The organism is Reichenbachiella ulvae (assembly GCF_025833875.1).
Taxonomy (GTDB): Bacteria; Bacteroidota; Bacteroidia; order Cytophagales; family Cyclobacteriaceae; genus Reichenbachiella; species Reichenbachiella ulvae.
Genome location: NZ_JAOYOD010000001.1, coordinates 3243865 through 3255318, shown reverse-complemented (window position 1 = coordinate 3255318; position 11454 = coordinate 3243865). Strand labels below are relative to the sequence as shown.

Below are 11454 nucleotides of genomic sequence, written 5' to 3'. Positions count from 1 at the left end.
GATTTTCAAATCGTAAAATAAACAATTTGTGAGCAAAAATTCATGCCGAAAGGCATGCATCTAGGTGCAAGTCTTAGAGTGCCTTGCTGATGTTTTTGATTAGATCAGGTCCCTCGTAAATGAAGCCACTGTAGAGTTGAATCATACTGGCTCCTGCCTCTAGCTTTTCTTTGGCTCTCTGTGCAGAATTGATGCCGCCTACTCCGATAATCGGGAAAGAACCATTAGACTTTTCGTGCAAATATCGAATGACATCTGTGGATCTCTGATGAACAGGTGCCCCGCTTAGTCCTCCGTTTCCGATGGATTCGATTTCACCTTTGTCCGTTTTCAATCCAGATCTATCGATGGTAGTATTGGTTGCGATTACTCCATGGATTTTAGTTTCGTCAATGATCTCTATGATGTCGTCTAGCTGGGCGTCTGTTAAATCAGGAGCAATTTTGAGCAAAATAGGTTTTTGGCTTGGTTTCTTTTGATTCTCTTCCATGAGACGGTTCAGTATGTCGGACAAAGGTTTTTTCTCCTGAAGTTCGCGAAGACCCGGAGTGTTAGGAGAACTTACATTCACGACAAAATAGTCCACCTCATCGAATAGTTCATTGAAGCAAATCAGATAGTCATTAACAGCTTCTTCATTTGGCGTGACTTTGTTCTTGCCAATGTTACCGCCTACGATCACCTTTGATTTTCTTTTCTTTAATCTTTCCTTCACCACCTGTACCCCGTCATTGTTGAAGCCCATCCTATTAATTAGCGCTTCATCCTCTTTCAACCTGAAAAGTCTGGGCTGTGGATTGCCTGGCTGTGGCTTGGGAGTCACCGTGCCTATTTCTACAAAGCCGAACCCCATCGCTGCAAATGCATCGATGGCTTCCGCATTTTTATCCAGACCTGCAGCCAACCCGATTGGGTTCGGAAAATTGATTCCAAAAAGTTCAGTGGACTGCTTGTTAGTTTTTGCTCCTATGGCTTTGATCAAGGATAGGCCGAACGGGATTTTCTGAAGTGTTTTAAGAGCTCCAAAAGTAAGGTGATGAGCTTTTTCTGGATTGAAACGAAAAAGAACCGGTTTGATCAAAGACTTGTACATATTAAGACTGTTATGAAACGCAAAAGTATCAATTAACCTGTTGGATTCCATGGTTTGGAATGAATAGGGAAATTTTATTTTGAAGCTTTTTATAAGTAGTAATACTAGTTTTTGTAGGTGATTCTTTTATAAAAGGATAAAAGGGATCCTTAAATATTCTTTAGGAGCTTTGTTTTTATACTATTTCTAGATGATGAGATTTTGATTGTGAGTAATATTGCATTCTGCCTTCCCTGAAAAATTTAATTGTCCAAATAAAAACCTAGAAATAACCTTGTTCAAGCTAGAAAAAAAAGTGTCTGATAGGGATTGTTATTCCCTTTTTTTGAGACTGATAATCATTTTAACTATTGTTACGAGCGCTTCTTTAGGATTCGCTCAAACAAAGGGTTTGATCATTGAACCTGCTACAGGTACAATTTTGGATCCCAATCAGGATGGATTAATTTCCCAAGATATTATTGGATTTTCCGAAGATGGGGATGATACTGATGAGTTTGAAAATGCCTCTGAATGGACGCGGTTCCCAACGGTAGGGGCAGGTGAAAAACTGTCTGATGTAAGAAGTGGCCCTGACGAAGGTTTTACTGATTTCTCTGTTGACCCAGATGGCTATGCTACCTATTTGCGAAATGACGGCACGAACTTAATATTTAGATTTCGCTTAGCTGATTTTCGTCCCAATGCAAAGGGATATACTGTCCTCATAGATACAGATGGCTTGATCGGAACAGAGGATGCAGGGTCTTATCAGGCAGGAGCTAACCCTGGTTTTGAGCTGGGGGTGGTATTAAGGTCTAAGCATGAAGTTGCGATTCTGGATTTTGACGCCTCTTCTTCAGATGGTGCTTGTGACGCAGAAGAATTTTCATACAGTCTCTCTACCAATCATCAAAAGTCTATCTCCGGAATCGAATCTGGAAGCGACTTGGATTACTTCTATGATTTTTATGTCCCATTAGCTGACCTTTACACGGCTGGAGGTATCACTAGCTCAACTGGGCTTAGGTTTGCAGCTACTACCAATACTTCTAATACCTGTACGTTTCAGGGCTCAGTTTCGGATATTGGAGGTTTTGATGATAGCAGCAATTCATGCCTATTTTGCGCACTGGAGGAGATAATAGAAAAGCAGACTCCGACCTCAGTGGATGACATTGCCGGTGGAGGTTTGCCATCTGCATGTCCTAGTCTGACGACTGAAATTCAGGCTGGAACTAGTGTGGCGGTTTCAGGTGTAGGTCCATTGGGAGCCACTATTCGAGTTTATATAAATGGTTCATTGAATCAAACGGTAACTGCTAGTAGTACAGATGGAACATACACTGCTACTTTGAGTTCGGTCGTTGCAGGTGATGTTGTTACTGCTACAGCAGAGGCTATAGATGCAGGTCTTAGCGTTTCTAATTCTGACTGTAATTCTGTTGAGGTAGTAAGTGCTTGTACTTCAGGTAGACTTAATATTTCTACTTTTGATTCAGGAGGGCAAAAAATTATTACCGGGACAACAGATGCAGGCTTGACAGCCACACCGATTATTGAAGTCTATGATTTCACATCTGGAAGCCTTGGAACTGCAATTTCGGGAACATTCTCATATACCTCTACAGATGGAAGTTACAGTTTTACCGCTTCGACGAATTTTGAAAAATGTCAATCCGCGGCTGTCAGAATTAGAAAAGATGCCAACAGTTGTTGGTCGGATTATTCTTATTTATGTGTGAGAAGTAATGGTTGTGCTAATGAAGTGGCAACAACAGGAGGAACTATAACAAGTCCTAGTATATCTGCTTCAACTATTACAGGAAACTCTCCAGCTGATTTGGATGCAAATGGAACTGTTCATTTGTATTCTTACAGTGGATTAGATGCGAACTCTTCACCCAATATTACTGGGTATTTAGGTAGCGGTACTGCGACTGCAGGCGGAGCTTGGACTGTGGATTTAGGAACAGCGATTGTTTCTGATTATACCTGCAGTGGGTTGGCAGCAGTGTTTTATCAGACGGGCAAATGTATGTCTTTGCCAGTATTAGGAAGTGTTACCGGAGGGACAGCGTCTACCGCTCCGGTAGTTGATGGAACCTATTGTAGCCCGGTAGAAACAATCTCTGGAACTTCATCCGAAGAAGAAGGAACATTGATAGATGTGTTGGTGAATGGTAGCTCTGTTGGAACTACAACAGTCAATCAATTCGGTACATGGAATCTAAGTGGTCTTAATATTTCATCAGGGACAATTACAGCTACTGCTACCAATTCAGACAATTGTGAAACGGTGAGTTCGGCATCCGCAGGTGTCACGATCAATTCTTCGCCTTCTGCATTGACTATCGGGTGGCCAGCCTCTATTACTGAAGGGACTACCTCATTTTCTGTAACTGGAACATCCGGTACGGTGGTTTTATATGTAGATGGATCACCTTTGACTGATAATTCAGGAAATGAAATTACCACATCAACAGGCACCTTTTCTGGTTTGAGTTCTTATTCGGGAGATGCTCATTATTTGTATGCTGGAGCGATTCTTTCGATTGTACAAACAGGAACCTGTAATTCACCGGTATCAAATACCAAGGAGGTAGAGTGTAGTACCCCAACTAATACCTTGACTATCAGCCCGGCTACTATCACAGTTACTTCCGGTTCGACAGTAGATGTAACCATCAGTTCTGCGGAATCATTCACGATCTATCAGCTGATGAATATTAATCTATCATCGAACTCTGGAGCAGCTGGATTAGGGACTGGAAGTGATTTGGTATTGACCTCTGCGGCTTTAACTGCAAATGCCACACTGGAAGTAAATGCATGGAGAGTCTATCCTACAACTTGTGCGTCGACTATGACGGGAAATGTAGTTGTGACCATAGGCGCCAATACCGCTCCGAATGTAACAACTGCTACAGCTGCAGATGTATTGGCAAATTCTGCCACCTTAGGTGGTGAAGTAACAGCAGACGGTGGTGCCAGTGTTACTGAGAGAGGGATCGTTTATTCGGTTAAAAGTACCAATTCTGATCCTTTGATAGGGGGGACGGGAGTAACCAAAGATCTAAATGGAACAGGGACGGGTACTTTTTCTAAGTCTATTGTATCTCTAACTCCAAATACAACTTATTCATACAAAGCATACGCGATCAACTCTGAGGGTACTTCTTATGGAGCTATTGAGGAGTTTACTACTCCTAAGTTGGATCAAACCATCACCTTTGGGGCCCTGACCTCAGTGACTTATGGAGACCCAAATTTTAATCTAGGAGCAACTGCTTCTTCTGGATTGACTGTAAGCTATGTAAGTTCAGACCCTACTATTGCTAGTATTTCTGGCAACACAGTTACCATTTTAAAGCCTGGCACAATTACGATTACTGCTAGTCAGCCAGGAAATACAACTTACAATGCGGCAAGTAATGTGGTTCAAACTTTAGTCGTAAACAAAAAAGATCTAACAGTTACAGCTCAGGATTTGACCATTACTTATGGAGATAACCCAATTGGTAGTTTGTCTGTGAGTTACACTGGTTTTATCACAGGAGAAGACAATACGGATTTAGGTGGTACGCTTGCTTTTGCAGCAATTGCTGACACAGATGCTGGTACCTACACGGATGTAATTGTTCCTTCAGGATATACGAGCTCCAACTATGCAATCACTTACGAAAGTGCAGATCTAACGATCAACAAGAAAGCCCTTACTGTAACAGCAAGTAGTTCGCAAACCAAGGTTTATGGTACTATCGACCCGACTTTGACTTACACCATTACAGGTTTTGTAAGTGGAGACGGAGAAGGTGACCTGGATTCCCCAGTATCAATCAGCAGAGCAACCGGCGAAAATGTAGGAACCTATACGATTACTCCATCAGGCGCAGCGGATGCGAACTATACAGTAAGTTTTGTTACGGCTGATTTTGAAATCACCCGAGCAGCTTTGACAGTAACGGCTAACAGTTCGCAGACGAAAGTTTATGGCGCAACTGATCCTACTTTGACATATACGATTACTGGTTATAAGAATGGAGATGATGAAGGCGATTTAGATTCTCCGGTAGCAATCAGCAGAGCAACCGGCGAAAATGTGGGTAATTATACGATTACTCCATCAGGCGCAGCGGATGCAAACTATACAGTAAGTTTTGTAACGGCTGATTTTGAAATCACCAGAGCAGCTTTGACAGTAACGGCTAACAGTTCGCAGACGAAAGTTTATGGCGCAACTGATCCTGCTTTGACTTATACAGTAACAGGATACACAAATGGAGATGACGAAAGTGACTTGGATTCCCCAGTATCAATCAGCAGAGCAACCGGCGAAAATGTAGGAACCTATACGATTACTCCATCAGGCGCAGCGGATGCGAACTATACAGTAAGTTTTGTAACGGCTGATTTTAGTATCACAACCAAGGCAATTACGATTACAGCAGATGCAAAAAGCAAGACTTACGGCGATGCAGATCCAGCTTTGACTTACAGTATTACTTCCGGTTCATTAGAAACCGGAGACTCATTCAGCGGAAGCTTGACGAGAGCAGCAGGCGAAGATGCAGGCACTTATGCCATCAGCGTCGGAAGTGTGACCGCAGGTTCGAATTACTCTGTAACTTTTGTAAGCGATGATTTGACCATCTCTGCTAAACCAATTACGATTACAGCAGATGCAAAAAGCAAGACATACGGAGACACAGACCCAGCCTTGACCTACAGCATTACCTCAGGTTCATTAGAAACCGGTGATTCTTTCAGTGGAAGCTTGACGAGAGCAGCTGGCGAAGATGCAGGCACTTATGCGATCAGTGTAGGAAGTGTAACGGCAGGTTCTAACTACGATGTAACTTTTGTAAGCGATGACCTGACGATCTCTGCTAAAGCAATAACGATCACAGCGGATGCAAAAAGTAAGACTTATGGCGATGCTGATCCAGCTTTGACTTACAGCATTACTTCAGGTTCATTAGAAAGCGGTGATTCATTCAGCGGAAGCTTGACGAGAGCAGCTGGCGAAGATGCAGGCACTTATGCCATCAGCGTCGGAAGTGTGACCGCAGGTTCGAATTACTCTGTAACTTTTGTAAGCGATGACCTGACGATTTCTGCTAAAGCAATTACGATCACAGCAGATGCAAAAAGCAAGACTTACGGAGACACAGATCCAGCCTTGACCTACAGCATTACCTCAGGTTCATTAGAAACCGGTGATTCTTTCAGTGGAAGCTTGACGAGAGCAGCTGGCGAAGATGCAGGCACTTATGCCATCAGTGTAGGAAGTGTAACGGCAGGTTCTAACTACGATGTAACTTTTGTAAGCGATGACCTGACGATTTCTGCTAAAGCAATTACGATTACAGCAGATGCAAAAAGCAAGACTTACGGCGATGCAGATCCAGCTTTGACTTACAGTATTACTTCCGGTTCATTAGAAAGCGGTGATTCATTCAGCGGAAGTTTAACGAGAGCAGCTGGCGAAGATGCAGGCACTTATGCCATCAGCGTTGGCACAGTGACCGCAGGTTCGAATTACTCTGTAACTTTTGTAAGCGATGACCTGACGATTTCTGCTAAAGCAATTACGATCACAGCAGATGCAAAAAGCAAGACTTACGGAGACACAGATCCAGCCTTGACCTACAGCATTACCTCAGGTTCATTAGAAACCGGTGATTCTTTCAGTGGAAGCTTGACGAGAGCAGCTGGCGAAGATGCAGGCACTTATGCCATCAGTGTAGGAAGTGTAACGGCAGGTTCTAACTACGATGTAACTTTTGTAAGCGATGACCTGACGATTTCTGCTAAAGCAATTACGATTACAGCAGATGCAAAAAGCAAGACTTACGGCGATGCAGATCCAGCTTTGACTTACAGTATTACTTCCGGTTCATTAGAAACCGGTGATTCTTTCAGTGGAAGCTTGACGAGAGCAGCTGGCGAAGATGCAGGCACTTATGCGATCAGTGTAGGAAGTGTAACGGCAGGTTCTAACTACGATGTAACTTTTGTAAGCGATGACCTGACGATTTCTGCTAAAGCAATTACGATTACAGCAGATGCAAAAAGCAAGACTTACGGCGATGCAGATCCAGCTTTGACTTACAGTATTACTTCCGGTTCATTAGAAACCGGTGATTCTTTCAGTGGAAGCTTGACGAGAGCAGCTGGCGAAGATGCAGGCACTTATGCGATCAGTGTAGGAAGTGTAACGGCAGGTTCTAACTACGATGTAACTTTTGTAAGCGATGACCTGACGATCTCTGCTAAAGCAATAACGATCACAGCGGATGCAAAAAGTAAGACTTATGGCGATGCTGATCCAGCTTTGACTTACAGCATTACTTCAGGTTCATTAGAAAGCGGTGATTCATTCAGCGGAAGCTTGACGAGAGCAGCTGGCGAAGATGCAGGCACTTATGCCATCAGCGTCGGAAGTGTGACCGCAGGTTCGAATTACTCTGTAACTTTTGTAAGCGATGACCTGACGATTTCTGCTAAAGCAATTACGATCACAGCAGATGCAAAAAGCAAGACTTACGGAGACACAGATCCAGCCTTGACCTACAGCATTACCTCAGGTTCATTAGAAACCGGTGATTCTTTCAGTGGAAGCTTGACGAGAGCAGCTGGCGAAGATGCTGGAACCTATGCCATCAGCGTAGGTACAGTAACTGCAGGATCAAACTACGATGTAACTTTCGCAAGCGATGATCTAACGATCTCTGCAAAGGCAATTACAATCACTGCGGATGCGAAGAGTAAGGTAGCTGGAGTCAGTGATCCTACTTTGACATATCAAGTGACTTCCGGACTGTTGGAGTCAGGAGATTCGTTTAGTGGTAGTTTGACAAGAGAGACTGGTGAAACTGTTGGTACTTACAATATTTTGATTGGAACCGTTTCTGCTGGAAGCAACTACACTGTGACCTTTGTTAGTAATATTTTCACGATTACTTCAGAACCAAATACTGCTCCAGTCGCATCAGCAGATACCTACACTTTCGATCAAGGTTCAAGCAATTCTGTGACCGCAGGAAACGGCGTTCTGACCAACGATAGCGATGCAGATGGAGATACCATGACTGCCATATTAGTCAGTGACGTGAGTAACGGTACTCTGACCTTCAATGCGGATGGTAGCTTTACTTACGTTCATGACGGTTCAGCGACTACTTCGGATAGCTTCTCATATAAGGTGAATGACGGCACTGAGGATGGAAATACGGTTACTGTTACCTTGAATATCAATTCAACAACTGTGACAAATACTGCCCCAGTGGCCACTGCAGATACCTACACTTTCGATCAAGGTTCAAGCAATTCTGTGACCGCAGGAAACGGCGTTCTGACCAACGATAGCGATGCAGATGGAGATACCATGACTGCCATATTAGTCAGTGACGTGAGTAACGGTACTCTGACCTTCAATGCGGATGGTAGCTTTACTTACGTTCATGACGGTTCAGCGACTACTTCGGATAGCTTCTCATATAAGGTGAATGACGGCACTGAGGATGGAAATACGGTTACTGTTACCTTGAATATCAATTCAACAACTGTGACAAATACTGCCCCAGTGGCCACAGCAGATACCTACACTTTCGATCAAGGTTCAAGCAATTCTGTGACCGCAGGAAACGGCGTTCTGACCAACGATAGCGATGCAGATGGAGATACCATGACAGCCGTATTGGTCAGTGATGTGAGTAACGGTACTCTGACCTTCAATGCGGATGGTAGCTTTACTTACGTTCATGACGGTTCAGCGACTACTTCGGATAGCTTCTCATATAAGGTGAATGACGGCACTGAGGATGGAAATACGGTTACTGTTACCTTGAATATCAATTCAACAACTGTGACAAATACTGCCCCAGTTGGAACTGCAGATACCTACACTTTCGATCAAGGATCAAGCAATAATGTGACCGCAGGAAATGGTGTTTTGGCTAACGATAGCGATGCAGATGGAGATACCATGACTGCCATATTAGTCAGTGATGTGAGTAACGGTACTCTGACCTTCAATGCGGATGGTAGCTTTAATTACGTTCATGACGGTTCAGTGACTACTTCGGATAGCTTCTCATATAAGGTGAATGACGGCACTGAGGATGGAAATACGGTTACTGTTACCTTGAATATCAATTCAACAACTGTGACAAATACTGCCCCAGTGGCCACTGCAGATACCTACACTTTCGATCAAGGTTCAAGCAATTCTGTGACCGCAGGAAACGGCGTTCTGACCAACGATAGCGATGCAGATGGAGATACCATGACAGCCGTATTGGTCAGTGATGTGAGTAACGGTACTCTGACCTTCAATGCGGATGGTAGCTTTACTTACGTTCATGACGGTTCAGCGACTACTTCGGATAGCTTCTCATATAAGGTGAATGACGGCACTGAGGATGGAAATACGGTTACTGTTACCTTGAATATCAATTCAACAACTGTGACAAATACTGCCCCAGTGGCCACTGCAGATACCTACACTTTCGATCAAGGTTCAAGCAATTCTGTGACCGCAGGAAACGGCGTTCTGACCAACGATAGCGATGCAGATGGAGATACCATGACTGCCATATTAGTCAGTGATGTGAGTAACGGTACTCTGACCTTCAATGCGGATGGTAGCTTTAATTACGTTCATGACGGTTCAGCGACTACTACGGATAGCTTCACATATAAGGTGAATGATGGCACTGAGGATGGAAATACGGTGACGGTTATTTTGACCATCAATTCAACTGGCACAACTAATACGCCTCCTGTGGCAGTGGAAGACAGTTATACTTTTGATGAAGGGTCATCGAACTCTATCTCTATAGCGGAGGGAGTTCTTTCTAATGATACTGATGCAGATGGAGATGCGATCACAGCTATTTTGGTTAGTGATGTAAGTAACGGAACATTGACTTTAAATTCAGATGGAAGTTTTACCTACATTCATGATGCAACTGCTGGTGCCAGAACCTTAGGTTCTAATAGCGTAGATAGCTTCACCTACAAAGTAAATGATGGTAAAGTGGATGGAAATACCGTCACGGTTACTCTCAATATTAATGCGGTTAACTCAAGCCCAGTTGCTTTGAGCACTTCCATTACGATCAGAGAAGCCTTCACAGGAGATTTGAAAGAATTGATTTCTGACCCTGATGGTGACGAACTGAATATATCCACAATTGCCATCAGCTCTCCCAACAATGGTACGCTTGTGATTCATAGCGATGGGACATATACCTATACACCAGGGGATGGATTTGAAGGTTCGGATGAATTTACCTTCGAGGTTTGTGACAATGGAACTCCTTCTATCTGCGTGACGGCAGTAGTATCGATTGTTGTAGAATCTGCAGATGCAGACGGGGATGGAATACCTGATAGCGAAGAAGGAACTGGAGATACCGATGGAGATGGTACTCCTGATTTTGAAGATGAGGACTCTGACAATGATGGTATTCCGGACAGTGAAGAAGGAAGTGTAGATAGTGATGGAGATGGTACGCCTGACTACAAAGATGAAGACAGTGATGGAGACGGTATTCTCAGATGAGGAGGAAGGAAACGAAGACATAGACAACGACGGAACTCCGGACTACAAAGATGAGGATAGCGATGGCGATGGTATCTCTGATGAAGATGAGGGTACTAAGGATAGCGACGGAGATGGAATTCCAGATAATGAAGATACCGATTCGGACAACGATGGTATTCCAGATAGTGAAGAAGGAAATGGAGATAGTGATGGAGATGGCGAACCAGACTATTTAGATGAGGATTCGGACGGGGACGGCATCAAAGATGAGGATGAAGGAGCCGAAGATTCTGATGAGGATGGTGTTCCTGATTACATCGATGAAGACAGTGACGGGGATGGCATCTCTGACGAGGACGAAGGGGACCAGGACAGTGACAATGATGGTACACCTGACTACAAAGATGAAGACTCTGATGGTGACGGTATCTCTGACGAAGAAGAAGGAGCCGGAGATTTGGATGGTGATGGTATTCCGGATTTCAAGGATGAAGACTCAGATGGAGATGGAACACCTGATAGTGTGGAAGGACCGCAGGGAGATGGAGCAGAGGTACTGAACAATGTGCTTTCACCTTCTAGTCCATATCCATATGACAGATTGCAGATTGCTAATATCGAAATGTACCCAAATAACCATGTTCAGGTATTTAGTAGATGGGGAACGAAGGTATGGGAGACCAAATCCTACGACAACAATAGCAATGCCTTTTTTGGAATTGGGAATGAGTCTGGATCTAGCAGACTACCATCAGGTACTTACTTTTTTATAGTAGATCTGGGAGATGGTAGCGAATTGATCAAGGGATTTGTGAACGTGCAGTAGAAC

3 protein-coding genes are annotated in these 11454 nt (G+C 43.7%); 2 read left to right on the top strand and 1 reads right to left on the bottom strand.

What is annotated here, in order from left to right:
• Positions 1 to 73: 73 nt before the first annotated feature.
• Positions 74 to 1093, bottom strand: coding sequence for a quinone-dependent dihydroorotate dehydrogenase (locus tag N7U62_RS12930; RefSeq protein WP_264138398.1), 1020 nt, complete (start codon positions 1091 to 1093; stop codon positions 74 to 76).
• 391 nt (positions 1094 to 1484) lie between these two features.
• Here N7U62_RS12930 and N7U62_RS12925 point away from each other — a divergent pair, with 391 nt between their 5' ends.
• Both N7U62_RS12925 and N7U62_RS12920 read left to right on the top strand, forming a co-directional pair.
• Positions 1485 to 10643, top strand: a complete 9159-nt coding sequence (locus tag N7U62_RS12925; RefSeq protein WP_264138397.1) for an MBG domain-containing protein — start codon at positions 1485 to 1487, stop codon at positions 10641 to 10643.
• Entirely contained in the window at positions 10609 to 11451 is an 843-nt protein-coding gene (locus tag N7U62_RS12920; RefSeq protein WP_264138396.1) for a T9SS type B sorting domain-containing protein, read from the top strand. The genes N7U62_RS12925 and N7U62_RS12920 overlap by 35 nt, the downstream gene beginning before the upstream one ends.
• Positions 11452 to 11454: the final 3 nt, after the last annotated feature.